This window comes from Micromonospora sp. M71_S20 (assembly GCF_003664255.1).
Taxonomy (GTDB): Bacteria; Actinomycetota; Actinomycetes; order Mycobacteriales; family Micromonosporaceae; genus Micromonospora.
Genome location: NZ_RCCV01000003.1, coordinates 382,543 through 406,206 on the forward strand (window position 1 = coordinate 382,543; position 23,664 = coordinate 406,206).

Below are 23,664 nucleotides of genomic sequence, written 5' to 3' on the forward strand. Positions count from 1 at the left end.
GCGGGAGGGGCCGTCGGTGCGGCAGGCTCAGACCGGGTCGCCGATGTCGACCCGGGGCGCGGGGGCGCGCATCCGGCGGAACGTGATCGACCGCATGATGGCGTAGAGGTAGAGCGAGCCCATCCGCTGCCCGGTGTTCGGGAAACGCTCCCGGACCAGCTTGCGGATCTTGCGCGAGATCAGGATCGAGTCGACCACCACGCCCAGGGCGAGCGCGCCCCAGAGGATGTTGGAGACCAGGCGGACGACCGGCGGCATCGCGGCGTTCGAGCCGATCAGCACGATCAGCGCCCCACCGAAGAACCAGGTGCCGATCGTACGCCGGGAGTCGACCACGTTGCGGGCCAGCAGCCGCTCCGGGCCGCGGTCGCGGGGGCCACCCTCACGGCGGAACTCCTCCGCCGCCTCGGCGCGCAGTTGGCGCTTGCGCTCCCGCTGCTCCTCCTTGGTCAACGGCTTGGTGGCCGCGGCCGGCCGGCGGCCGGCGGTCGGCCGCTTCGGGGTGGCCTTGCCCAGTTCCTTCTTGCTCGGGGTGTAGCCCCGGGGCTGGGCGGGCGTGGACTCCTCGTCGGGGGTCACCGGGGTGACGGCCTCGTCGACGAGGTCGGAGGACTTGCGGCGAAACAGCGACGGCACGCGGAAAGGGTAGCCAAACGACGGCGCCCGGTGCACATCGCGGTGCACCGGGCGCGTACGGGAGTGGTCGACGTTACGGACGCTCGACGTGCGCGCCCAGGTCCGCCAGCTTCGCCTCGAAGTCCTCGTAGCCCCGGTTGATCAGGTCCACGCCGTAGACCCGGGAGGTGCCCTCGGCGGCCAGCGCGGCGATCAGGTGGCTGAAACCGGCCCGCAGGTCGGGGATGACCAGGTCGGCGGCGTGCAGCTTGCTCGGCCCCGCGATCACCGCCGAGTGCTTGAAGTTGCGCCGGCCGAAGCGGCACGGCGTGCCGCCCAGGCAGTCCCGGTAGACCTGGATGTTGGCGCCCATCGAGTTGAGCGCCTCGGTGTAGCCCAGCCGCTGCTCGTAGACCGTCTCGTGGACGATGGACAGGCCCCGGGCCTGGGTGAGCGCCACCACCAGCGGCTGCTGCCAGTCGGTCATGAAGCCCGGGTGCACGTCGGTCTCCAGCGCCACCGACCGCAGCTCGCCGCCCGGGTGCCAGAACCGGATCCCGCCCTCCTGGCCCGGGTCGCCCAGCTTCGGCGGCCGGGCGTCGGTGACCTCGTACTCGCCGCCGACGGAGCGGAAGATGTTCAGGAAGGTCATCATGTCGGCCTGCTGCGCGCCGAGCACCTCGACGTGGCCGCGGGTGGCCAGCGCCGCCGCCGCCCAGCTCGCGGCCTCGATCCGGTCCGGGATCGGCCGGTGCGTGTAGCCGTGCAGCTTCGGCACGCCCTGGATCTCGATGACCCGGTCGGTGTGCACCTTGATGATCGCGCCCATCTTCTGCAGGATGCAGATCAGGTCGATGATCTCCGGCTCCACCGCGGCGTTGCGCAGCTCGGTGACGCCCTCGGCCATCACGGCCGTGAGCAGCACCTGCTCGGTCGCGCCGACGCTCGGGTACGGCAGGGCGAACTTGGTGCCGTGCAGCCCGTTCGGCGCCGACAGGTGCAGCCCCTCCGGGGTCTTCTCGACCGTCGCGCCGAACTCCCGCAGCGCCTGGAGGTGGAAGTCGATCGGGCGCGGCCCGATGTGGCAGCCGCCCAGGTCGGGGATGAACGCGTGGCCGAGGCGGTGCAGCAGCGGCCCGCAGAACAGGATCGGGATCCGGCTGGAGCCCGCGTGCACGTTGATCTGGTCCGTGCTGGCGCTCTCCACGTTCGCCGGGTCGAAGACGAGCTCGCCGTCCTCCCCGCCGTCGGTGACCTTGACCCCGTGCAGGCCGAGCAGGCCCCGGACCACCTCGACGTCGCGGATCTTCGGCACGTCGAACAGTCGGCTCGGGCTGTCACCCAGCAGGGCGGCGACCATCGCCTTCGAAACCAGGTTCTTCGCGCCGCGCACGCGGATCCGCCCTTCGAGCGGAGTACCTCCGTGTACGACCAGGACGTCGTCGGTCAACGCAACCTCCAGCGCGTCGGTGCTGCCGTGTTGATGGTGGGGCTCGCGATTGTCATCGCTACCCAGAATGCGGCCATGTCGAAACGGCCCGCGTGAGTCGTCGCACCGGCAGCATAGCCCTCGGTGACGATCATGGACCCGGTCACATCGCCCCTGAGGGTACTTATCGGCGATCCGACCCTTTTCCGTGCCAATGCCGCTACGGACGGTGATTAGCTCGCTGCCGGCGGCGGGGTGTCGGCGCCGGGCAGGGCCAGCATCTTCTCCAGCGCGACCCGGGCGTGGTGCGCGGTGTCCGGGTCGACGGTGATCTGGTTGACCAGCCGGCCGCCCGCCAGCTCCTCCAGCGCCCAGACCAGGTGGGGCAGGTCGATCCGGTTCATGGTCGAGCAGTAGCAGACGGCCTTGTCCAGGAACATGATCTGCTTGTCCGGGTGGGCCAGCGCGAGCCGGCGGACCAGGTTCAGCTCGGTGCCCACCGCCCAGGCCGAGCCGGCCGGGGCCGCCTCGATGGCCTTGATGATGTATTCCGTCGAACCGACGAAGTCGGCGGCGGTGACCACCTCGTGCCGGCACTCCGGGTGGACCAGCACGTTCACCCCCGGCACCCGCTCCCGCACGTCGTTGACGCTGTCCAGCGTGAAGCGGCCGTGCACCGAGCAGTGCCCGCGCCACAGGATCATCCGCGCGTCGCGCAGCTGCTCCGGGGTGAGCCCGCCGTTCGGCTTGTGCGGGTCGTAGAGGACGCAGTCGTCCAGCGAGAAGCCCATCTCCAGCACCGCCGTGTTGCGGCCCAGGTGCTGGTCGGGGAAGAAGAAGACCTTCGACCCCTGCTGGTACGCCCACTCCAGCGCCCGCTTCGCGTTCGACGAGGTGCAGACCACGCCGCCGTTGCGCCCGACGAAGCCCTTGATGTCCGCCGAGGAGTTCATGTAGGTCACCGGGACGGTCTCCGCCGCGATGCCCAGTTCGCTGAGCACGTCCCAGGCGGTCTCGACCTGCGACAGCACCGCCATGTCCGCCATCGAGCAGCCGGCGGCCAGGTCGGGCAGGATGACCTTCTGCGCGTCCGAGGTGAGGATGTCGGCGCTCTCGGCCATGAAGTGCACGCCGCAGAAGACGATGTACTCCGCGTCGGGCCGGGCCGCCGCCTCGCGGGCCAGCTTGAACGAGTCGCCTGTCACGTCGGCGAACTGGATCACCTCGTCGCGCTGGTAGTGGTGCCCCAGCACGAAGACCTTGCTGCCCAGCGCCGCCTTCGCCGCCGTCGCCCGGGCCACCAGGTCCGGGTCGCTGGGCGCCGGCAGGTCACCCGGACACTCGACGCCGCGCTCCGTGGCGGGGTCGCTGCCCCGGCCGAGCAGCAGCAGTGCCGTCGCGGTGTTGGAGGGTTCCACCCAGGTCGAAGTCACGTGCCCCATGGTCCCACAGTGCGGCCTCGGCGCAGCCTCCACCGGTGTGTGCTGCCACACTGCTCGACATGCGCGTGCTGCTCTGTCCGGACAAGTTCGCCGGTACCCTGCCGGCCCCGCAGGTCGCCGAGGCCGTGGCCACCGGCTGGCGGGAGGTCGCGCCCGCCGACGACCTGCTCGTCCGGCCCCTGTCGGACGGTGGGCCGGGCTTCCTCGACGTGCTCTCCGACGCCCTCGGCGGGCGCCGGATCCCGGTGCCGACCGTCGACCCGCTGGGCCGCCCGGCGGCCGGTGAGATCCTGCTCACCGACGACGGTGCGACCGCCTGGCTGGAGAGCGCCCAGGCGTGCGGGCTGCACCTGCTCGGCGCGGACGAGCGGGACCCGAAGACCACCTCCTCGTACGGGCTGGGGGTGCTGGTGGCCGCCGCCGTGGAGGCCGGCGCCCGGACGGTCGTGATCGGGCTGGGCGGCTCCGGCACCAACGACGGCGGCGCGGGCATGCTCACCGCGCTCGGCGCGACCCCGCTGGACGCCACCGGCCAGGCACTGCCGTACGGCGGGGCCGCGCTCGGCGCGGTGGACGCCCTCGACGGCGCGCCCCGGCTGCGCGACGCCCGCCTGGTGGCCGCCACCGACGTGGACAACCCGCTGCTCGGGCTGCACGGGGCCAGCAATGTGTTCGGCCCGCAGAAGGGCGCCGACCGGGCCGACGTGCTGCTGCTCGACGCCGCGCTGGAGCGCTTCGCCGCCGTGCTGGAGCGGGACCTGCCCGGCTGCCCCGAACGACTGGGCGCGCTGCCCGGCGGTGGCGCGGCCGGCGGGCTGGGCGCGGCCGTCCTGGCGCTGGGCGGGCACTGCGAGTCGGGCATCGGCCTGGTCACCCGGGCGATCGGGCTGGACGTCACGCTCGACGCGGTCGACCTGGTGATCACCGGGGAGGGCTCGTTCGACCACCAGTCGCTGCGCGGCAAGGTGGTGGCCGGGGTGGCCGGCGCCGCCCGGGACCGGGGCGTGCCCTGCGTGGTGGTCGCGGGCCGGGTGAGCACCGGGCGGCGCGAGGCCGGGGCGGCCGGAGTGACCGACGCGTACAGCCTGGTGGAGCACTTCGGGGGCGAGGAACGCGGCGGGCTGGCCGCCGCGATGGAACGCCCGGCCGAGGGGCTGCGGGCGCTCGGCACCCGGCTCGCCCGGCAGTGGAGCCGCTGACCACGCCCGGTGCCCGGGCGCACCGGGCGGCGGCCCTGGTCACGCCGAACAGGTGGGGTCGGCCGTGGCGGCGTACCATCGGATCTGGACCACACCGGGAATGGCTGGGCGACAGGAGATGTTGGCCAGTGCGTCCGGACCCAACCGCGCAGGGAGATTTCACGTGACCACGCCAGCGCAGACCGAGTCGACCGAGGCCAAGGCCCCCACGTCCGTCGTCCTCACCGACGTCGCGGCGCAGAAGGTCAAGGCCCTGATCGAGCAGGAAGGCCGCGACGACCTGCGGCTCCGGGTCGCCGTGCAGCCGGGTGGCTGCTCCGGCCTGCGGTACCAGCTCTTCTTCGACGAGCGGTCGCTCGACGGTGACGTCGTGACCGACTACGACGGGGTCGAGGTCGTCGTCGACCGGATGAGCGCCCCCTACCTGGCCGGCGCCACCATCGACTTCGCCGACCGGATCGACGCCCAGGGCTTCACCATCGACAACCCCAACGCGGGCAGCTCCTGCGCCTGCGGTGACTCGTTCAGCTGAGCCAGACCTCCGCTGACCACGGCGGGGCCGTCCCACGGGGCGGCCCCGCCGTCGTCTTCCGGTCGGGAATGGGCCGTCGGGAAGGTGAACCGGGGCCGACCGACAGGTCATCCTGAGGGGGCCGGGCCGGTAGGCTGACCGGCGCCCTGCTCCCGACCCCGAGGTTGACATGAAGATCGCCGTGACCGGCTCGATCGCCACCGACCATCTGATGAGCTTCCCCGGTCGCTTCGCCGACCAGTTCCTCGCCGACCAGCTGCACAAGGTCTCGCTCTCCTTCCTGGTGGACGACCTGGTGCTGCGGCGCGGCGGGGTGGCGGCCAACATCGCCTTCGGCATGGGGCAGCTCGGCCTGCGCCCGGTGCTGGTCGGCGCGGTCGGCGCGGACTTCGCCGACTACCGCTCCTGGCTGGAGCGGCACGGCGTCGACTGCGACTCGGTGCACGTCAGCGAGGTGGCGCACACCGCCCGGTTCGTCTGCACCACGGACACCGACATGTGCCAGATCGCCTCGTTCTACGCCGGGGCGATGAGCGAGGCCCGCAACATCGAGCTGGCGCCGGTGGCCCGCCGCCTCGACGGGCTGGACCTGGTCCTGGTCGGCGCGAACGACCCGGAGGCGATGCTGCGGCACTCCGCCGAGTGCCGGGAGCGCGGCTACCGGTTCGCCGCCGACCCGTCCCAGCAGCTCGCCCGCATGGACGGCGGGGACGTCGTCGCGCTGATCGAGGGCGCCGAGTACCTGATGACCAACGACTACGAGAAGTCGCTGCTGCAGAGCAAGGCCGGGCTGACCGACGCGCAGCTGCTCGACCGGGTCAAGGTGCGGGTCACCACGCTGGGCAAGCACGGGGTGGAGATCGCCGGGCGGGACTTCGACCCGATCCACGTGCCGATCGCGCGGGAGACCGAGGCGGTCGACCCGACCGGCGTCGGCGACGGGTTCCGGGCCGGCTTCTTCACCGCGCTCTCCTGGGGCCTCGGGCTGGAGCGCGCCGCCCAGGTCGGCTCGCTGCTCGCCACGCTGGTGCTGGAGACCGTCGGCACGCAGGAGTACGAGGTCCGCCGCGACCTGTTCGTCAAGCGCCTGGCGGAGTCGTACGGCGACGTCGCGGCCGAGGAAGTCCGCCCGCACCTCGTGCCGTAACACCGGCGCCGGTCGTGTCCGCCGGGCCGCCGGGAGTGGGCAGGAACACCCCTGGCGGCCCGGGGCGGCGCGGCCTGTCCGCCCCGGGCCCGCCGCCCCGCGCACCGTGGTCAGTGGCGGCGGCGGACGTCGAAGGCGGGGCCGTCGGGGCCGGTGACCGTGCCGAGGAACTCGTGGCCGCGCATCCGGCACCAGGCCGGGATGTCCACCGCCGCGGCCGGGTCGTCGGCGAGCACCCGCAGCACCGTGCCGACGGGCAGCTCGGGCAGCCGCCGGGCCGCCGCGATCACCGGCAGCGGGCAGCGCTGACCGCGGCAGTCGAGGATCTCCGCCGGCGCCGTCACAGCCCCACCACCCCCGCCTCGGCGCGCAGTTCCGCCACGACGCCGGGCAGCTCGGCGAGGAACCTCTCGACGTCGGCCTCCGTCGTCTCCCGGTGCAGCGAGACCCGTACGTTGCCGTGCGAGAGCACCCCCATCGCCTCCAGCACGTGCGACGGCCGCAGCGTCGACGACGTGCACGAGGAGCCCGAGGAGACGGCGAACCCGCGCCGGTCGAGCGCGTGCAGCAGGGCCTCGCCGTCGACGTAGAGGCAGGAGAAGGTCACCAGGTGCGGCAGGCGGTGGTCGGGATCACCCACCACCTCCACGTCGGGCACCTCGGCCGCCACCCGGGCCCGGATCCGGGCCACCAGCGGCGCCAGCCGGGCCGCCTCGGCTCCGGCGTCGGCCGCCGCCGCGCGCAGGCTCGCCGCCGCCGCCACCACCGCCGGCAGGTTGAGCGTTCCCGGCGTACGCCCCGCTTCCCGCTCGTCGGCCGGCCAGGGCGACTCCCAGCGGGTGCCCTTGCGGACGACCAGCAGCCCCACCCCGGGCGGCCCGCCCCACTTGTGCGCGCTGGCGGTCAGCACCGACCAGCCCGCCGGCACCGGGGCCCGGCCCACCACCTGGGCGGCGTCCACGTACAGCGGCACCCCGGCCTCGGCGCACTCCCGCGCGGCCCCGGCCACCGGCTGGAGCGTGCCGACCTCGTGGCTGGCGGCGATCAACGCGGCCAGCGCCACCCCCGGCGCCCGGACGGCCGCCGCCCAGCGGTCCAGGTCGAGCCGGCCGAGCCGGTCCACCGGCACGGACGTCGCCGTGCGGCCCGCCGCGACGTGCTGCTCGGCGGCGTGCAGCACCGCCGAGTGCTCGATCGCGGAGTGCACCAGGGCCGGACCGACCCGACGCCGGCCGGTCAGGCCCCCCAGCACGGCGGAGTGCGCGGCCGTCGTACCGCTGGGGGTGAAGGACAGCTCGTCGGCGCGGACGCCGAGCGTCTGCGCGCAGGCCTCGCGGGCGGCGTCGAGAAGTTGACGGGCGCGACGGGCCTGCGTGTAGAGCCGGCCGGGGTCGGCCCAGCCGTCGTCGAGGGCGGCCAGCAGCGCCTGCCGGGCGACCGGATGCAGCGGCGCGGCGGTGGCCGCGTCCAGGTAGACCGGGGATGCGCTCACGCAAGCCAACGTATCGCGCCGGTATGCCCAAGATCCCCCCGATGGGGGCCGACAGCGACCCCAACACGGTCCAGCCCGTCATGGTCGAGTAATCTGCGACCGTCGGTGACGCCTTTGCCGCTGGTGCTGTCGCTCCGCAGGCGGAGGGCAGGGACAAGACACCGCGGCGCGCTAGGGAGGCAGGACCAGGTGGTCGCAAGGAGTTCGGAGGTACGGCCGTCGGCCGTACGGCACAGCGCTTCCCCAGGAGCCGGTGGGCGCCGGGGACGTGGTGCCGGTCGGATCGCCGGGCTCGGTCTCGGCGGAGCGGCGCTGCTGGTCCTGCTCACGGGCTGCGACGTCGGCGCGGCGTTCGGCGGCTTCGGCTGGCCGCAGGGCGGCATCACGCCCGAGTCGCACCGGATGTACGACCTGTGGATCGCCTCGTGCATCGCGGCGCTCGCGGTCGGCGTCTTCGTGTGGGGCCTGATCTTCTGGTGCGTCGTGCGTTACCGCAAGCGGGGCAACGAGCTGCCGGTGCAGACCCGTTACAACATGCCGATGGAGTTCCTCTACACCATCGCGCCGATCCTGATCGTCTCCGTGCTCTTCTACTACACGGCGATCGTGCAGACCGACGTGGTGCGGACGACCAAGAACCCCGACGTCACGGTCGAGGTGGTCGCGTTCAAGTGGAACTGGCAGTTCAACTACCGCGACGGTCAGGGCCAGGACGCCAACACGGTCGCCTCCGTGCTCGGCACCAGCGAGGTCATCCCGATCCTGGTGCTGCCGACCGACCGGTCCATCCGGTTCGAGGAGACCAGCCGCGACGTCATCCACTCGTTCTGGGTGCCGGAGCTGCTGTTCAAGCGCGACGTCATGCCGGGCAAGATCCGCAACGTCTTCGAGGTCTCGAAGCTGGAGTCCGAGGGCGCCTACGTCGGCCGCTGCGCGGAGCTCTGCGGCAGCTACCACGCCTTCATGAACTTCGAGCTGCGGGTCGTCTCCCCGGAGAAGTACGAGCAGTTCCTGGCGGCCAAGCGGGACGGCAGGTCCACCCAGGAGGCGCTGACGGCCATCGGCGAGGACCCGTACGCGAAGACGACGAAGCCGTTCGAGACCCGTCGCACCGAGGCCAACTTCAACCCGGACGACGCGCCGGCCGGCGCGGGAAGCTGAGGGATCGGGCATGAAGACCGAGTGGCGCATCTTCCTGGTCATCGCCGGGTTCCTGCTCTTCGCCACCTTCCTCTACGGCGGGTGGACCGCCGCCGACTCCGGTGGCCAGGTCGAGTGGGTCGGTACGGTCGCCCTGCTGCTGAGCTTCCTGCTCTGCTCGATGTGCGGCGGCTTCTTCTGGTTCGTCTCCCGCCGGATCGACCTCCGGCCGGAGGACCGGCCGGACGGCGAGATCGCCGACGGCGCGGGCGAGATCGGCTTCTTCAGCCCCGGCAGCTACTGGCCGCTGGGTCTGGCCATCGCCGTCGGGATCGCCGGCTTCGGCCTCGCGTTCTGGCAGTTCTGGCTGCTCGGCCTGGGCATGGTGGCGGTCACGTTCTCCGTCTGCGGCCTGCTGTTCGAGTACTACAGCGGCACCCGGCGCACCGCCGAGCACTGATCGGCCGGTCACCCGCGAACGTCCCGAAGGCCCGCCTCCCCGGGGAGGCGGGCCTTCGGCGTGGGACGGGCTGTGCGGGCGCGGGACGTGCTCGGCAGGGGCTGCTCGGACGCCGCGTGCCCGCCGTCGCGGGCGGTGTCAGGCGGTGCTGTCAGGCGGCGGTGGCGGTGCTGTCAGGCGGCGGTGGCGGTGCTGTCAGGCGGCGCGGCGGCGGGCCGGCGGGCGGCGCCGGCCGTTCGCGCGCGCCAGGTGGAACGCGAAGGTGGTGACGAGCACGGCCGCGCCGCAACCCGTGCAGACCAGTTCGGGGCAGTCGGCGCCGTGGCCGTCGGCGCACGGCGGCGCCTCGAACGGCTCGACGCCCTCGCAGGTGTCGCAGTAGAGCTCGCGCTCCGACACGGGCGTCTCCTCTCGCTCCGGTCCCGTGGGGTGTCGCACACGCCCGACGGGGATCGCCGCGCTCGACGGCGCAGGACGGATGTGGGAACTACTCAGCTGTAGTTTCCCACGGGGGTCCGACAACCTTCGGGCGGCACCCGGTGGCGACCGGTGCTCACTGGGAGCGCGCGACCTCGATCCAGCGGTCGAGGACGCGGGCGGCGGCCCCGGAGTCGACGGACTCGGCGGCCCGGTCGATCCCGGCCCGCAGGGCCTCGGTGAGGTCGCCGTCGAGCGGACCCTGCGTGGCCAGCGCCGCCGCCGCGTTGACCAGGACCGCGTCGCGCACCGGGCCGGTCTCGCCGGCCAGCAGCCGACGGACCACGTCGGCGTTGAAGGCGGCGTCACCGCCGCGCAGGTCGGCCAGGGTGGCCCGGGGTACGCCGAGGTCGGCCGCGTCCAGCAGCGACTCCCTGACGACGCCGCCCTGGGCCGCCCAGACGCGGGTCGGCGCGGCGGTGGTGAACTCGTCCAGCCCGTCCTCGCCGCGCATCACCAGCACCGAGTCGCCGCGGGCGGCGAAGACGCCGGCCATCACCGGGGCCATCCGGGCGTCGAAGCAGCCGACCGCTCCGGCGCGGGGCCGCGCCGGGTTGGTCAGCGGGCCGAGGAAGTTGAACACCGTGGGCACGCCCAGCTCCCGGCGTACCGGGCCGGTGTGCCGCATCCCGGGGTGGAACCGGGCCGCGAAGCAGAAGCCCATGCCGGCCTCGGCGACGCACCGGGCCACCCCCTCGGGGCCCAGGTCGAGCGGCACGCCGAGGAACTCCAGCACGTCGGCGGTGCCGCACGTGGAGGAGGCCGCCCGGTTGCCGTGCTTGACCACCCGGACACCGGCGCCGGCCACCACCAGCGAGGCCATGGTCGAGATGTTGACCGTGTGCGCGAGGTCACCGCCGGTGCCGACCACGTCGAGGGCGGTGGCGCGCAGCTCGTCGGGCAGCTCGACCGGGACCGCCCGGCCGAGCATCGCCTCCACCAGCCCGGCCAGCTCGGCCGAGGTCTCGCCCTTGGCGCGCAGCGCGACGACGAAGCCCGCCATCTGCGCCGGGGCGGCCGAGCCGGCCATGATCTCGCCCATCGCCCAGGCGGTGTCGGCGGTGGCGAGTTCCTCGCCGCGCAGCAGCGCGTTGAGCAGGTGCGGCCAGGTCCGATCGCCCATGGCGGGCCTCCCGAGCGTGCGAGATGCGGGTGGGATGGAACCGGCACCGGTCGGCCCGGCGCCGCGGCGGGCCGGAACGGGGGACGTCAGGCGGGTGCGTGCGTCCGCAGCAGCTCGGCCACCGTGGTGCCGGTGGTCACCGGGTCGAGCGGGTGCACCAGGGTGGCGTCGACCTCGGCGTACGCCGCGAGCCACCGGTCGGCGGCGCGGGCGATCACCACGCAGGTCGGGGGGGCGTCGGCCCGGTCGTCCTTGATCTGCCGGGCGATGCCGATGCCGCCGCCCGGGCTCGCCTCGCCGTCGAGCACCAGCAGGTCGATCTCGTAGTCGTCGACGAGCCGGACGCACTCGGCGTAGTCGGACGCCTCGACGAACTCGATCCGCAGGCCGGGCGCGGGGCGCGGCCCGACGGCGAGCCGCATCCGGTCGCGGACCTGCGGGTCGTCGCTGTAGAGCAGGACGGTGCAAAGACGATCGCTCATGCCGGCACTCCGCTTCGCTCCGTGCCGTCGTGCGGCACCATCACACTGAGCTTGATGATTCGTTCGCTGTGCGCGCTCATCGGTCGGACTGGCTCCCACCTCGTAGCCGCCCGCTGATCGTACCGGTCGGTGTGAGGTGTGCGACGTCCGGCCGGTGGCGGTGTGCAGGGCGTACCGTCGGCCCGGCTCAGGCGGTGGACTCCGCGGCGCGCTGACGGGCCTCCTGGCGGTCCAGGTCGCGGTCGACGCGGCGGGCCTCCCGCTCGGCGTGGCGCATCCACTGCACGACCAGCACGGCCAGCATGGTCACGCTGACGAACTCGCCGCCGGCCCAGAGGATGCCGCCCGCGACCACCTGGTCCTGCCACGGGTCCGACCAGGTGAGGCCCAGCGACGGGTACCAGTCGCCGCCGAACAGCGTGCTGCTCTGCATGATGGTGAGCCCGAGCACGGTGTGGAACGGCACGGAGAGCAGCATCAGCAGCGCCCGCGCCGGGTACGGCCAGCGGCCCGGCAGCGGGTCGAGGCCGAGCAGCGGCCAGAAGAACACGCAGCCGGTCATGATGAAGTGCGCGTGCACGACCTCGTGCGCCCACACATGCTCCAGCGTGTAGCGGTACAGGTCGGTGAAGTAGAGCGCGAACGGGTTCACCACGAAGACGGCGAACGCCACCAGGGGGAAGCTGTAGATCCGGGCGATCCGGCTGTGCACGACCGCCAGCAGCCGCTTGCGCGGTCGTGGCGGCAGGGTGCGCAGGGCCAGCGTCACCGGCGCGCCCAGCGCGAGGAAGATCGGCGAGATCATGGAGAGCACCATGTGCTGGACCATGTGCACCGACAGCAGCGCCGTGTCGTACGCGTGCAGGCCGCTGACGGTGACCGCCGCGATGCCGCCGAGGCCGGGGCCGAGGAAGAAGATCGTCCTGGCGACCGGCCACCGGTCGCCCCGGACCCGCAGCCGGTGCACCCCGTAGAGGTAGACGCCGGCTGCCAGCACCAGGCCGACGGCGAGCCAGCTGTCCAGCTTCGTCTCGGTGAACACCGAGGTCACGGTGAACGGCGGCGGGGTGGCCGCGGTCGCCGCCGGCGCGGCGACGGCGGCTGCGGCGGAGATCGGATCGGCGTGCAGCACGCTTTTCAGCCTAGGTCAGGCGAACCGGACTGCCCCGATCGGGCTGTGGATGCCACGGGTTTGGCCCCCCGCTGATCGGCGGCCCCGGTCAAGGGCAATAATGACCGCGTGACTGCGGCCCCAGCCATTGACAAGAGCCGGATCCACTCCCTGACCCGACCAAACATGGTCAGCGTCGGGACGATCGTGTGGCTCTCCAGCGAACTCATGTTCTTCGCGGCGCTGTTCGCGATGTACTTCTCCATCCGCGCGGCGGCGCCGGAGCAGTGGGCGAAGCACACCGAGCACCTCAACATCCCCTACGCGACCACCTTCACGGTGATCCTGGTGTTGTCCTCGGTGACCTGCCAGCTCGGTGTGTTCGCCGCCGAGAAGGGTGACGTCCACGCGCTGCGGCGCTGGTTCACGGTCACCTTCGTGATGGGCCTGATCTTCGTCCTCGGCCAGCTCAACGAGTACCGCGAGCTGGTGCACGCGGGCATCAAGATCAACGAAGACGGTTACGGGTCGATGTTCTACCTGACCACCGGCTTCCACGGCCTGCACGTGGCCGGCGGTCTGGTCGCCTTCGTCATCTTCATGATCCGCACCACCATGGGCCGGTTCACACCGGCGCAGGCCACGTCGGCCATCGTCGTGTCCTACTACTGGCACTTCGTCGACGTCGTGTGGATCGGGCTCTACGCCATGATCTACTGGCTTCAGTGATCTTGGCGCGTCACGAACCGCGCCGCTGCTCCGTCCCCTGAGACAAGGTCCAACCGGTTAAGGACACAGGTCATGACTTCTGACAACGACCGCCGACGCGGTCTGCTCGCGCGGCTGCGCGAGCGGCCCGCGGCGCGCAGCAGGGGCCGCCGCCGGCTGGGTGCCGCGGTCCGGCTGTTCGCCGCGCTGATGCTGGCCGGCGGCGCCTACACCGTCTTCGCCCCCGGCGCGCAGGCGCAGGACACCCCGCTCACCGGTGCCGCCGCGGAGGGCAAGGCGCTGTTCGACGTGAGCTGTGTGACCTGTCACGGTCGCAACGCGCAGGGCGTCGAGGGGCGCGGGCCGAGCCTGATCGGCGTCGGCGCGGCCTCGGTCGAGTTCCAGGTCGGCTCCGGCCGCATGCCGATGGCCCGGCAGGAGGCCCAGGCCCAGCGCAAGCCGGAGCTCTTCACCGACGAGGAGACCCGCCAGCTCGCGCAGTACGTCCAGGAGCTCGGCGGCGGCCCGGTGGTGCCCGACGGTGACAACCTGCACGCCGACGGCAACATCGCCGCCGGTGGCGAGCTGTTCCGGATCAACTGCGCGCAGTGCCACGCCTTCGGCGGCGGCGGCGGCGCCCTGTCCTCCGGCAAGTACGCGCCGAGCCTGCGCCCGGCCACCGACCGGCAGATCTACGCCGCGATGCTCAGCGGCCCGCAGAACATGCCGGTCTTCGGCGACAACCAGATCTCCCCGGACCAGAAGGCGGACCTCATCGCCTACATCCAGGAGACCCTGAAGCACGACCAGGACCCGGGCGGCTTCAACCTCGGTCGGTACGGGCCGTCCACCGAGGGCCTGGCGATCTTCCTGGTGGGCATCGTCGCGCTCGTCTTCGCGAGCCTGTGGATTGCGGGCAAGTCGTGACCGGGCGGCTCATCCGATTCAGTGCCGTGGTGCCGCAGCGCGGCACCGCCCGTAGCGAGGTGACGGCATGACCACGCACACCGAGCACCAGGCCCAGCAGGGCCGGGAGCCGCTCGACGTGAACACCCCCGGGCTCAGCCAGTTCGACATCGTCCGCGAGGGCGCGCGCCGGGACGACATCGAGATCGTCCACTACGAGCCGCAGGTGGCGCCGGGCAGCAAGGCCGAGCGCCGGCTGACCCGTACCGTCGCGTCGTTCTTCCTGCTGACCGGCCTGGCGGCGACCGCCTTCCTGGTCGTCTACATCTGGTGGCCGTGGGAATACCACGCCGGTAGCGGCGGCGACAAGTGGTACACCCCGCTGCTCGGCGTCACCCTCGGCGTGGCCCTGCTCGGCATCGGCTTCGGCATCCTGACCTGGGGCAAGAAGCTGCTGCCGAAGGAGGTCTCGATCCAGGACCGGCACGAGGGCGCCGTCGCCTCCGACGACCGGATCATCACCGGCCAGACCATGCTCTACATGGCCGACGAGCTGGGCGTGAAGCGCCGGCCGCTGCTCGGCATCTCGCTGCTGGCCGGTCTCGCGCCGGTCGGCGCGGTCGCCGCGGCGCCCCTGGTCGGCGGCCTGATCTCGCAGCCGCACAAGAACAACCAGATGTTCACGACCGGGTTCGCCCCGGCCGAGGGCGGCCAGAAGGTCCGGCTGGTCCGCGAGGACGGCCGGCCGGTGCGCCCGGCGGACGTCAGCACGGGCGGCCAGATCACCGTCTTCCCCGGCATCGACCACGGCGTGAGCAACCTGCACGCGGACTCGCCGACCCTGCTGATCCACCTGCGGGACTCCGACGCGCAGGAGTCGCGCCGGGCCAACGAGCGGGTCGGGCACGGCGACTACATGTGGGGCAACTACGCCGCCTACTCGAAGATCTGCACGCACGCCGGCTGCCCGGCGAGCCTGTACGAGCAGCAGACCAACCGCCTGCTCTGCCCGTGCCACCAGTCGCAGTTCCTGATCACCGACAACGCCCGGCCCATCTTCGGCCCGGCCAGCCGACGGCTGCCGCAGCTGCCGATCGAGGTGGACTCCGAGGGCTACTTCGTGGCCAAGTCCGACTACACCGAGACCGTCGGGCCCGACTTCTGGGAGCGGCCGTGAAGCGGCGCAAGTTTGACAAGGCAGCGGTGCCGGGGAACGTCGCCCGGGGAGTGGACGACCGCTTCCAGGTGGCCACCCCGCTGCGCCGGCTGCTGAACAAGGTCTTCCCGGACCACTGGTCCTTCCTGCTCGGCGAGATCGCGCTGTTCTCGTTCGTCATCCTGCTGCTGACCGGCGTCTTCCTGACGTTCTTCTACGAGCCGGCGATGACCGAGGTGGTCTACAACGGCAGCTACGCCCCGCTGCGGGGCACGCCGATGTCGGCCGCGTACGCCTCCAGCCTGGACATCTCGTTCGACGTCCGCGGTGGCCTGATCATGCGGCAGATGCACCACTGGTCGGCGCTGCTGTTCATGGCCGCCATCGTGGTGCACATGCTCCGGGTCTTCTTCACCGGCGCGTTCCGCAAGCCGCGTGAGACCAACTGGATCATCGGTTCGCTGCTGTTCTGGGTCGGCTTCCTCGCCGGCTTCACCGGCTACTCGCTGCCGGACGACGGCCTCTCCGGCACCGGCCTGCGGATCGCCTCGGCGATCATGCTGTCCATCCCGGTGATCGGCTCCTGGGTGACCTCGTCGATCTTCGGCGGGGAGTTCCCGGGCACCATCATCATCAGCCGGTTCTACATCGCCCACGTGCTGCTCGTCCCGGGCCTGCTGCTCGCGCTGATCGGCGCCCACCTGGGCCTGGTCTTCAAGCAGAAGCACACCCAGTGGCCCGGCCCCGGCCGGACCAACGGCAACGTGGTCGGCGAGCGGATGTTCCCCCGCTACGCCATCAAGCAGGGCGGCTTCTTCATGGTCGTCTTCGGCGTGATCGCGCTGATGGGCGGCCTGTTCCAGATCAACCCGATCTGGCTGTTCGGCCCGTACGAGGCGTGGGTGGTCTCGGCCGCCAGCCAGCCCGACTGGTACGTCATGTTCCTCGACGGCTCGACCCGCCTGATGCCCGCCTGGGAGATCAACATCCCGATCGGCGACGGGTACGTGATCCCGCCGCTGTTCTGGCCGACGGTCGTGCTGCCGGGCATCCTGGTCGGCCTGTCGACGCTCTACCCGTTCCTGGAGGCCCGGCGCCTCAAGGACACCAGGAGCCACAACCTGCTCCAGCGTCCGCGGGACGTGCCGGCCCGGACCGGCCTGGGCGCCATGGCGGTTACGTTCTTCATCGTGCTGACCCTCTCCGGCGCCAACGACGTCATCGCCGACAAGTTCCAGATCAGCCTGAACGCGATGACCTGGGCCGGCCGGATCGGCCTGCTCGTCCTGCCGCCGCTGGCGTACTACGTCACCTACCGGATCTGCCTGGGTCTCCAGCAGCACGACCGGGAGGTGCTCGCCCACGGTGTCGAGACCGGCATCATCCGGCGCCTGCCGGACGGCCGGTTCGAAGAGGTGCACCAGCCGCTCGCGGCGGCCGACGGGCACGGCGACGGCCACGGCGCGCTGCCGTACGCCGGCTGGGTCGTGCCGAAGAAGATGAACCGGCTCGGCGCCCTCGGCCCGGCCATCCGGGGCTTCTTCTACCCGATCGAGAAGCCGGCCGAGGCGCCGGTCTCGCCGGGGCACCCGCCGGTCGAGCCCCGACCGGAGCGGGAGGAGATCGGCAGCGGCGAGAGCCGCCGCTGACCCCGCGACACCTCGACGTGGCGCCCGCCGGAGTCCTTCGGCGGGCGCCACGTCCGTTTCCGTCCTCCGACGGTCCGACACGGGCGTGTCGGTCGGTCGCCTCCCCGACGGGGGATCGTAGGAATAACCCCGGTCAGCCGGGTATCCGTGCGATCCAACGTCTCAAGGGGGGAAGCATGTTGGGTATCAAACGCCTCGGCCTGCTGGCCGCGCTGGTGCTGGTGGGGATCGCGCCGGCCGCGGCGGCACAGGCCGCGGTGCAGCCGTCGCAGCAGGACACCCAGTACCTGCAGGCCGTGCACCAGGTCAATCTGTTCGAGATCACCGCGGGTGACCTGGCCCAGCAGAAGGGCCAGAGCCAGGGGGTCAAGGACCTGGGCGCCCGGTTGAAGACGGACCACACGCAGCTCGACCAGACGGTGCAGCAGACCGCGTCCCAGCTGGGCGTGGAGCTGCCGAGCGAGCCGACGGCGGATCAGCAGTCCGTCATCGACCAGCTGAACAACGCCAGCGGCGAGGAGTTCGACCGGCTCTGGGTGACCAGCGAGTTGGCCGGCCACGTCCAGGCCATCCAGGCCACCCAGACGGAGATCTCGCAGGGCTCCGAACAGTCGGTGGTCCAGCTGGCCCAGACCGCCCTGCCGACCCTGCAGGCGCACTACGACGCGCTGGTGCAGCTGGCGGAGCAGCTGGGCATCCCGGTGCCGCAGGCCACCGCCAGCGGCACCCCGAGCCCGGGCGGCACGACGCCGGCTCCGGGTGGCACCACCGAGACCCCGGCTCCGGGCGGCACCACCGAGTCGCCGGCTCCGGGTGGCACCTTCGAGACGCCCGCTCCCACGCAGAGCTGACGTCCGCGCCACGACGGCCGGTCCATCCCCGAGGGGTGGGCCGGCCGTCCGGCGTCCCCGGCGGGCCGCGTCGCGCGGCCGCCGCCCGTACCGCTGCGCCGGTGGCGGCCCTCGGCGCCCGCGTCAGTCGGCGTTCGCGAGGCCGATCGCGAACGCCTCCTCCAGATCGTGCTGGGAGTACGCCCGGAAGGCGATGTGCGACTCGGTGTTGAGCACCCCCGGCACCTTGGAGATGCTGCCGGCGATCACCTGGGCGATCTGCTCGAACTCCCGGACCCGGACCATCGCGATCAGGTCGACGTGGCCGGCCACCGAGTAGACCTCGCTGACGCCGGGCAGGTTGGCCAGGTTCTCGGCCACCTCGGGGATCGAGTCGGTGGCGCAGTCGATCAGCACGATCGCGGTGATCACGGGGCATTTCTCCGTTCGTCGGCGTCGTCGCCCATGCTAAATGTTTCCGCGGCCCGGGGACGGCGGTGTGCCGGGGACGGTGAGGGCGGTGCCGGAGCGTACGGCGTCGCGCAGGTGCTCGCCGGGGCCGACGGTGGCGCCGGGCCAGACGACCGCCCGCTCCACCTCGCCGTGGACGACGGCGCCCGCGCCGACCACCGCCGAGCGGCAGCGGCCGGTCACCGTGGCCGTGGGGTCCACCAGGTTGCCGCCGCCGGCCGCGTGCAGGTTGGCCGCCAGGTAGTCGGCCGGCGTGCCGGTGTCGTAGAACGTGCCGGGGTAGGGCACGACGGTCAGCGCGCCGGCCGCCTCCGCCGGGCGCCAGAGCGCCCGGACGAGGTCGCCGAACCCGACCGGCAGCTCCCGCACCAGCCGCCACGGCAGCAGGGAGAAGCCGGTGAACACGTGGCCGTCGAAGGTGCCGGGCGCCGCCGGGTCGGCGGCGGGCTGGCCGAGCAGGCGTACGGAGTCGCCGTCCCAGTCGCGCAGCAGCGCGGCGATGTCGGGGCCCGGGGGTCGTGCCGGGTCAGCGAGGTAGGCGTCGGCGTTGCCGACGAGGACCCCGCGCCCGGCGATCCACTCCCGCAGGTTAGCCACCCCGCCGGCGGTGCCGAGCGGGTCGCCCGGCTCCACCGAGAGGTGGGCGCGGTCCCCGACGTGCGCGACGACCTGGTCGGCGAGGTAGCAGGCGTTGACGGCGACCCGGTCGGGCCCGACCAGGCCGAGCCCGGCCAGCCGGTCCAGCGCCCGGTCGAGCAGCGGCACGTTGCCCACCGGGCAGAGCGCCTTTGGCAGCCGCTCGGTCAGCGGCCGCAGTCGGGTGCCCTCGCCGGCGGCGAGCACCACCGCGCAGAGCCCGGCCCCGCCGGCGGCCGGCGTCGTGCCGTGGCCGGTGTGGGCGGCGCCGGCCCCGCCGTCGGCGGCGCGGCCGGGGTTCACGGCTTCGTGTCGGGCACCGGTGGCGGGAACTGCCCGGCCAGCGGCCCGATGTCGTAGTACGCGAGCAGCCGGGCCGTCGGCCAGGTCAGCTTGGGCAGGTCGTCCAGCGGGTGCCAGGCGGCCTCGTAGACCTCGGCGCCGTCGACCTTCAGCTCGGTGGTCGACGCCGGTACCTCGGCGGTGAACACGACGTCCACCCAGCCCTTGGCGTGCACCACGGCGTTCGGGACGGCGGGGCTCAGTTGCCGGGGCGAGAGCCGGATGCCGGACTCCTCGTGCAGCTCCCGGGCGGCGCCCACCACCGGTGCCTCGCCCTTCTGCAACAGGCCGGCGGGCAGGCCCCAGCCCTTGCCGGGCGGCTGGCGCAGCAGCAGCAGCCGGCCCGCGCCCTCGGCCTCGCTGTCCCGGACCAGGGTGACCGCGCCGACGATGTACTTCGGTACGGCCAGCCGGACCAGGCGGCGGCGTACCGGCAACGGCAGCCGGTAGAAGACCTGGTAGGCGACGGCCCGGCCGGTGGCGCGCGAGCGGGGGATCATGCGTCCAGGCTAGTGGCCGCGAGGAACGTTCGGACCACCCGGGCCCGGAGCGGTCACTGCCGGTGGTCCACCAGGTCGATGAGCTGGCGTACGACCGTGTCCGGTTCGATCACCCGGTCGAACACCGCGACCAGCAGCGTCTCCAGGTCGGGGTAGCCCAGCTCCTCCGACAGCCGCAGCAGCGGCAGGTCGCTGGCGAGGCCCCGGTCGTGCTTGCGCAGGGCCAGCCCGATGGTGGCCCGGCCGAGACGGACCTTGTCGGTGATGGAGATGCCGGGCTCGGTGTGCTCGGCGAACCAGCGGCTGATCTGCATCTGCGCCTGCGGCGACTTGACGAAGCCGAGCCACTCCCGGCGGGGGCCACGCGGGGCGACGTCGGCGTCGAAGCCGTTCGCCGCGTCGGTCTCGGTGAAGATCTCCACCACGTCGCCCTCGTCCAGTTCGGAGGAGAGGGGGGCCAGCCGGCCGTTGATCCGCGCCGCGAGGCAGTGGTCGCCCCGCTCGGTGCCCAACTCGTACGCGAGGTCCACCGGGGTCGCCCCGGCGGGCAGCACGACCTGTCGCCCGTCGGCGAAGACCTGGACCTGCGCCTCGGCGAGGTCGCAGCGCAGCGATTCGAGGAACTGGGCGGGGTCGGCCGTGTCCTGCTCCCAGTCGAGCACCCGGCGCAGCCAGTCGAGCTGCTCCGCCCGGGCCGTGGCCGTGCCGCCGCCGGAGCGCGGGAAGCGGAAGTCGGCGGCGACGCCGTACTCCGCCGAGCGGTGCATCTCCTCGGTGCGGATCAGCACCTCCACGGTGCGGTTTTTGGGCCCGCAGACGCTGGTGTGCAGGGAGCGGTAGAGGTTGTTCTTGGGGGAGGCGATGAAGTCCTTGAACCGGCCGGGAATCGGCCGCCACAGGCCGTGGACCGCGCCGAGCGCCGCGTAGCAGTCGGTCGCCGGGCCGTCCACCACGATCGCGATGCGGGGCAGGTCGAAGGGGGCGCTGTGGCCTCCGGCCACGGTGTCCTTCCAGATCGAGTAGAGGTGCCGGGGGCGGGGGGTCACCGCCGCGTCCACCCGGCTGCGGCGCAGGGCCGACTTCGCCCGGGCGACCACCTCGTCGAGGTACGCGTCCCAGCCGGGCCGGTCGTGCACGTGCCGGGCGATCCGGGCGTGCTCGTCGGGCTCCAGGTGCAGCAGCACCACGTCGTCGAGTTCGCGCTTGAGCGTCTGGATGCCGAGCCGGTCGCAGAGCGGGACCAGCACCTCCTGCGTCTTGCGGGCGATGCGCTCCCGGGACGCCGCGGACCGGACGCCCAGGGTGCGCATGTTGTGCAGCCGGTCGGCCAACTTGATGATCAGGACCCGGACGTCCTTGCCGGCCGCGATGATCATCTTGCGGATCGTCTCGGCCTCGGCGGCCTTGCCGTAGAAGGCCTTGTCGAACTTGGTCACCCCGTCGACCAGGTGCGCCACCTCCGGCCCGAAGTCCTCGGCGAGCGCCTGGAGGGTGTAGCGGGTGTCCTCCACGGTGTCGTGCAGCAGCGCGGCGACCAGCGTGATGGCGTCCATGCCGATCTCGGCGCAGATCTGGGCCACGGCCAGCGGGTGCGTGATGTAGGGCTCGCCGCTCTTGCGGAACTGCCCGCGGTGCATGTTCTCCGCGATGGTGTAGGCCCGGCGCAGCACGGAGGGCTCGGTGCCGGGGTGGATCGTCCGGTGGGTCCGGACGAGTTGGCTGACCGGGTCGGTGTCGGCGGTGGGCCAGCTCAGCAGCGCGCGCAGCCGGCGGGCCAGCGGCAGCTCGCCCGGTTGGGTCGGAAGGGCGCCCCCCAGGGCGGCGCCGCGTCCGGCGTCGACGTCCACGTGGGACACCTCCTCACCCCGGCTCCACGGCCGCCGACACCCGGCAACCGGGAGCAGGCCCACGAAACGGGCAGGACTGCACTTCTCTAACAGCCTAAGGGAGTGGAGGTAGTCCGATCGGTCACTTGGTCATGGGCGTTCGGTCGAGCTTTGGTGGGACGCGGCGTTCTCGGCCTTGCGCAGCAGGTCGCGGAAGCGGGCCGCGCCGGCCACCGGGGACGCCCAACCGGACGACATCTCCACCAGCCTGGTCTCCGGTCGCTCCAACCAGGACAGGATGCGTTCGGTCTCCTCGGCCGAGGCGCGCGGGACCGGGCCGTGGCCGGGCAGGACGGTCTCGGCGGTCGCCCGGATCGCGGCGATCGTCGGTCGGGGATGGACACCGGGAGGTGAGACCCCCGCCCCGGCCAGCCGGCCGTGCCGCACCAGCGCCAGCTCCCAGCCGCCGTTGGCCGCCGGACGCGCGGCGGCCAGCTCGGCGATCCCGGTCAGCGCCGTCAGCCGTTGCATCCGCACGGTCGCCCGCAGCACCGCCGCCAGCCGGGACCGGGCCACCGCCGCCTCCTCGTAGCGCCGGGCGTCCGAGAGCGTGTCGATCCGGGCGAGCAGGGCGTCGACCACCGGCCCGGGGTCGCTGGCGGTGGCGGTGCGGAACGGCGCGACCGCGCGGGCGTCGTACTCCTCGGGGGAGATCCGGTGCTCGCAGGGCGCCGGGCAGCGACCCAGCTCGGCCAGCGCGCAGGCCGGCGTGAGCGTGCGCAGCGAGAGCCGGTGGGTGCACTGACGCAGCGGCACGGCGTCGTAGAAGCCGGCGGCGGCCAGCTCCGCCGCCCGCCGGGAGCTGAACGGCCCGAGGTAGGCGGCGTCGCCGGGGGAGATGGCCCGGACCACCGACAGCCGGGGGTACGGCCCGTCGGTCAGCTTCAGCCAGAGCATCCGCTCCGGAAACTTCGACCGCCGGTTGTACGGCGGGGCGTGCGCCCCGATCAGCCGCAGCTCCCGGACCTCCGCCTCCAGCGAGTGGGCGCACTCCACCGCCTCCACCCGCTCCGCCGCGGCGAGCATCTCGGAGATGCGGGCCCGCTTCTCCGCCGCCGTGAAGTAGCTGCGCACCCGGGTGGCGATGTCGCCGGAGGTGCCGACGTAGAGCGGCCGGTCGTCGGCGGCCCGGAAGATGTAGACCCCCGGCGCCTTCGGCAGCCCCTCGGCCAGGTGCCGCTTGCGCCGCTGGGTGGGGGTGACCGCCCGGGCGAACTCGATGGCGTCGCCGACGGTGTCGACCCGGTGCCCGCCCAGGCGGGCGATCAGCCCGTGCAGCACGTCGACGGTGGCCTTGGCGTCGTCGAGGGCCCGGTGGGTCGGCTGGGTGGCGGTGCGGAAGTAGGCCGCGAGGGTGCCGAGCTTGCGGTTGGGCACCTCGTCGCGGGTGAGCACCCGGCGGGCCAGCGCGGCGGTGTCGAGCACCCGCGGGTTGGGCCAGCGGTAGCCGTGCTTCGCGCACGCGGCCTTGAGGAAGCCCACGTCGTAGGGGGCGTTGTGGGCGACCAGCACGGCGTCGGTGATGAACTCCAGGAAGCTCGGCAGCACCTGCTCGATCGGCGGGGCCGGCACCAGCATGGCCTGGGTGATGCCGGTGAGCACGGTGATGAACGGGGGGATGGGCACGCCGGGGTTGACCAGGGTGGCCAGCACGCCCAGCTCCTCGCCGCCGCGCACCTTGACCGCGCCGATCTCGGTGATCCCGCCGCCGTCCGGCGCGCCGCCGGTGGTCTCCAGGTCGACCACCACGAACGTCGTCGCGTACAGCGGCAGCGCCGGGTCGATCCCGCCCGCGCCGGGGTCGAAACCGGCCAGCGGCTCCTGGACGTACTCGGTCTGTGCCATCGGCGGCACGCTAACGGTCCGGTCCGACACTCCCGTCCCAACGGCATCAGACGTCACCACCGGTCTAGGATGAGAGATCGGCTCAC

At 72.7% G+C, this 23,664-nt stretch carries 25 protein-coding genes; 10 read left to right on the forward strand and 15 right to left on the reverse strand.

Going from position 1 to position 23,664, the window contains the following annotated elements:
* Nucleotides 1-27: 27 nt before the first annotated feature.
* From DER29_RS26955 to nadA, 4 genes are all read right to left on the reverse strand, one after another.
* On the reverse strand, nt 28-636 hold the full coding sequence (locus DER29_RS26955) for a DUF3043 domain-containing protein (protein ID WP_121400459.1): 609 nt from the start codon (nt 634-636) through the stop codon (nt 28-30).
* A 73-nt stretch (nt 637-709) separates the two neighbouring features.
* The gene (murA, locus tag DER29_RS26960) at nt 710-2,065 is read right to left on the reverse strand and encodes a UDP-N-acetylglucosamine 1-carboxyvinyltransferase (protein ID WP_121400460.1); all 1,356 of its coding nucleotides are present in this window, start codon (nt 2,063-2,065) and stop codon (nt 710-712) included.
* Nucleotides 2,062-2,199: a hypothetical protein gene (locus tag DER29_RS36380; RefSeq protein ID WP_158619086.1), complete on the reverse strand. Its 138-nt coding sequence runs from the start codon at nt 2,197-2,199 to the stop codon at nt 2,062-2,064. Before DER29_RS36380 ends, murA begins: the two co-directional genes overlap by 4 nt.
* Nucleotides 2,200-2,277: 78 nt before the next feature.
* On the reverse strand, nt 2,278-3,477 hold the full coding sequence (gene nadA / locus DER29_RS26965) for a quinolinate synthase NadA (protein WP_121400907.1): 1,200 nt from the start codon (nt 3,475-3,477) through the stop codon (nt 2,278-2,280).
* A gap of 68 nt (nt 3,478-3,545) precedes the next feature.
* Between nadA and DER29_RS26970 the strand changes: the two genes are divergently transcribed.
* The 3 genes from DER29_RS26970 to DER29_RS26980 all read left to right on the forward strand — a co-directional run bounded on the left by DER29_RS26970 (nt 3,546) and on the right by DER29_RS26980 (nt 6,364).
* Nucleotides 3,546-4,685 (forward strand): glycerate kinase, encoded by a 1,140-nt coding sequence (locus DER29_RS26970; protein ID WP_121400461.1) that lies wholly within the window; start codon nt 3,546-3,548, stop codon nt 4,683-4,685.
* 163 nt (nt 4,686-4,848) lie between these two features.
* Nucleotides 4,849-5,217 (forward strand): iron-sulfur cluster insertion protein ErpA, encoded by a 369-nt coding sequence (gene erpA, locus DER29_RS26975; RefSeq protein ID WP_111134233.1) that lies wholly within the window; start codon nt 4,849-4,851, stop codon nt 5,215-5,217.
* Between the two features lie 169 nt (nt 5,218-5,386).
* Nucleotides 5,387-6,364, forward strand: a complete 978-nt coding sequence (locus DER29_RS26980) for a carbohydrate kinase family protein (protein ID WP_121400462.1) — start codon at nt 5,387-5,389, stop codon at nt 6,362-6,364.
* Between the two features lie 110 nt (nt 6,365-6,474).
* Here the strand turns inward: DER29_RS26980 and DER29_RS26985 are convergent, their stop codons facing one another.
* Together DER29_RS26985 and DER29_RS26990 are read right to left on the reverse strand one after the other, a co-directional pair.
* Entirely contained in the window at nt 6,475-6,708 is a 234-nt protein-coding gene (locus DER29_RS26985) for a sulfurtransferase TusA family protein (protein WP_121400463.1), read from the reverse strand.
* Nucleotides 6,705-7,856, reverse strand: coding sequence for a cysteine desulfurase family protein (locus DER29_RS26990; protein WP_121400464.1), 1,152 nt, complete (start codon nt 7,854-7,856; stop codon nt 6,705-6,707). The genes DER29_RS26985 and DER29_RS26990 overlap by 4 nt, the downstream gene beginning before the upstream one ends.
* A gap of 189 nt (nt 7,857-8,045) precedes the next feature.
* On the opposite strand from DER29_RS26990, the gene coxB reads away from it, so the two are divergent.
* Nucleotides 8,046-9,017, forward strand: coding sequence for a cytochrome c oxidase subunit II (gene coxB, locus DER29_RS26995; RefSeq protein WP_121400465.1), 972 nt, complete (start codon nt 8,046-8,048; stop codon nt 9,015-9,017).
* Between the two features lie 10 nt (nt 9,018-9,027).
* Nucleotides 9,028-9,456, forward strand: coding sequence for a cytochrome c oxidase subunit 4 (locus DER29_RS27000; protein WP_121400466.1), 429 nt, complete (start codon nt 9,028-9,030; stop codon nt 9,454-9,456).
* 195 nt (nt 9,457-9,651) lie between these two features.
* Here DER29_RS27000 and DER29_RS27005 read toward each other — a convergent pair whose 3' ends face one another.
* From DER29_RS27005 to DER29_RS27020, 4 genes are all read right to left on the reverse strand, one after another.
* Entirely contained in the window at nt 9,652-9,855 is a 204-nt protein-coding gene (locus tag DER29_RS27005; RefSeq protein ID WP_121400467.1) for a hypothetical protein, read from the reverse strand.
* Between the two features lie 154 nt (nt 9,856-10,009).
* Entirely contained in the window at nt 10,010-11,056 is a 1,047-nt protein-coding gene (gene trpD / locus DER29_RS27010; protein ID WP_121400468.1) for an anthranilate phosphoribosyltransferase, read from the reverse strand.
* Nucleotides 11,057-11,142: 86 nt separating this feature from the next.
* Complete coding sequence (locus DER29_RS27015; RefSeq protein WP_121400469.1) at nt 11,143-11,538, reverse strand: hypothetical protein; 396 nt, start codon at nt 11,536-11,538, stop codon at nt 11,143-11,145.
* Between the two features lie 187 nt (nt 11,539-11,725).
* Nucleotides 11,726-12,670, reverse strand: a complete 945-nt coding sequence (locus DER29_RS27020) for a cytochrome c oxidase assembly protein (RefSeq protein ID WP_121400470.1) — start codon at nt 12,668-12,670, stop codon at nt 11,726-11,728.
* Between the two features lie 108 nt (nt 12,671-12,778).
* Between DER29_RS27020 and DER29_RS27025 the strand changes: the two genes are divergently transcribed.
* The 5 genes from DER29_RS27025 (at nt 12,779) to DER29_RS27045 (ending at nt 17,919) form a co-directional block, all read left to right on the forward strand.
* Entirely contained in the window at nt 12,779-13,378 is a 600-nt protein-coding gene (locus DER29_RS27025) for a heme-copper oxidase subunit III (protein WP_199729564.1), read from the forward strand.
* 72 nt (nt 13,379-13,450) lie between these two features.
* Entirely contained in the window at nt 13,451-14,284 is an 834-nt protein-coding gene (locus DER29_RS27030) for a cytochrome c (RefSeq protein ID WP_121400472.1), read from the forward strand.
* 67 nt (nt 14,285-14,351) lie between these two features.
* Complete coding sequence (locus DER29_RS27035) at nt 14,352-15,440, forward strand: ubiquinol-cytochrome c reductase iron-sulfur subunit (protein ID WP_121400473.1); 1,089 nt, start codon at nt 14,352-14,354, stop codon at nt 15,438-15,440.
* Nucleotides 15,437-17,068: a cytochrome bc complex cytochrome b subunit gene (locus DER29_RS27040; protein WP_121400474.1), complete on the forward strand. Its 1,632-nt coding sequence runs from the start codon at nt 15,437-15,439 to the stop codon at nt 17,066-17,068. The genes DER29_RS27035 and DER29_RS27040 overlap by 4 nt, the downstream gene beginning before the upstream one ends.
* Nucleotides 17,069-17,244: 176 nt before the next feature.
* The gene (locus tag DER29_RS27045; protein ID WP_121400475.1) at nt 17,245-17,919 is read left to right on the forward strand and encodes a DUF4142 domain-containing protein; all 675 of its coding nucleotides are present in this window, start codon (nt 17,245-17,247) and stop codon (nt 17,917-17,919) included.
* A 123-nt stretch (nt 17,920-18,042) separates the two neighbouring features.
* Here DER29_RS27045 and DER29_RS27050 read toward each other — a convergent pair whose 3' ends face one another.
* The 5 genes from DER29_RS27050 to DER29_RS27070 all read right to left on the reverse strand — a co-directional run bounded on the left by DER29_RS27050 (nt 18,043) and on the right by DER29_RS27070 (nt 23,578).
* Entirely contained in the window at nt 18,043-18,330 is a 288-nt protein-coding gene (locus DER29_RS27050; protein WP_088999172.1) for an Lrp/AsnC family transcriptional regulator, read from the reverse strand.
* Between the two features lie 36 nt (nt 18,331-18,366).
* Nucleotides 18,367-19,215, reverse strand: coding sequence for a sugar phosphate nucleotidyltransferase (locus DER29_RS27055; protein ID WP_233600224.1), 849 nt, complete (start codon nt 19,213-19,215; stop codon nt 18,367-18,369).
* 89 nt (nt 19,216-19,304) lie between these two features.
* Entirely contained in the window at nt 19,305-19,847 is a 543-nt protein-coding gene (locus DER29_RS27060; RefSeq protein ID WP_121400477.1) for an NUDIX domain-containing protein, read from the reverse strand.
* A 53-nt stretch (nt 19,848-19,900) separates the two neighbouring features.
* Nucleotides 19,901-21,694, reverse strand: a complete 1,794-nt coding sequence (locus DER29_RS27065) for a bifunctional (p)ppGpp synthetase/guanosine-3',5'-bis(diphosphate) 3'-pyrophosphohydrolase (RefSeq protein WP_121400478.1) — start codon at nt 21,692-21,694, stop codon at nt 19,901-19,903.
* 129 nt (nt 21,695-21,823) lie between these two features.
* Complete coding sequence (locus tag DER29_RS27070; RefSeq protein ID WP_121400908.1) at nt 21,824-23,578, reverse strand: DEDD exonuclease domain-containing protein; 1,755 nt, start codon at nt 23,576-23,578, stop codon at nt 21,824-21,826.
* Nucleotides 23,579-23,664: the final 86 nt, after the last annotated feature.